The sequence below is a fragment of the Nitratidesulfovibrio oxamicus genome (genome assembly GCF_015731765.1).
Classification (GTDB): domain Bacteria; phylum Desulfobacterota; class Desulfovibrionia; order Desulfovibrionales; family Desulfovibrionaceae; genus Cupidesulfovibrio; species Cupidesulfovibrio oxamicus.
On sequence record NZ_VRYY01000695.1, the window covers coordinates 1 to 761 of the forward strand.

Sequence of the window (761 nt, forward strand, 5' to 3'; positions counted from 1 at the left end):
CCAGCAGCACCTGCCCCGCGCTGGGGGGCAGCAGCCCCACCACCATGCGGGCCAGGGTGGACTTGCCGCAGCCGCTTTCGCCCACCAGCCCCAGGGTGCGGCCCCTGTCCAGGGTCAGCGACACGCCGTCCACGGCGCGCAGCACGGCGGGCGTGGGGTCGAACATGCCCCGGCGCACGGTGAAGTGGCGGCAGATGCCGCGCAGTTCCAGAAGCGGTGCTATGGCGAATCTCCTGTGCTCACGAAAGATGTCTGGCCGCCGATGGGCGGCGGGCGGGACCGAACCGTCCGGCCCCGTCAGGGCTCATGGGGAACTCATGGGGGGCCACCGGGGCCCATTGGGTCGCATCCGGTCGCATCCGGCCCCATCCGGCCCCATCAGGCCCCATCCGGGCCGGAACGCCGTGGGCAGAATGGCACGGCGGGCGGTGGTGCGTCCAGACGGTTCCCACCCCGTCGCCTCCCGTCCCACCTGTTCGCCCCCGTTCCTGCCGACAGGCCGTGCACCCCGCCTACAGCCCGTAACGCTTCAGCTTGCGCCACAGCGAGGCGCGGTCGATGTCCAGCACCTTCGCCGCATGCGTCCGGTTGCCGCCCGCCAGATCCAGCACCCATTCGATGTGCGCCCGCTCGTTCTCGTCCAGGGTCATGGGGCGACCATCGGGCGTCATGCCTTCCCCGGCCCCGCCGGGCATGCGGGCACCCTCGTCGGCGCGCAGCACCAGCGCGGGGCCTGCCGCGCCCCCCTTGCCCCCATTCCC

General features: G+C 72.9%; 2 protein-coding genes. Both read right to left on the reverse strand.

What is annotated here, in order from left to right; translation table 11 throughout:
* A partial coding sequence (locus FVW20_RS17365; protein WP_307831629.1) for an ATP-binding cassette domain-containing protein occupies positions 1-223 on the reverse strand: 223 nt, incomplete at its 3' end.
* 289 nt (positions 224-512) lie between these two features.
* Positions 513-761, reverse strand: a 249-nt coding sequence (locus FVW20_RS17370) for a helix-turn-helix domain-containing protein (protein ID WP_307831628.1), incomplete at its 5' end; no start/stop codon positions are given.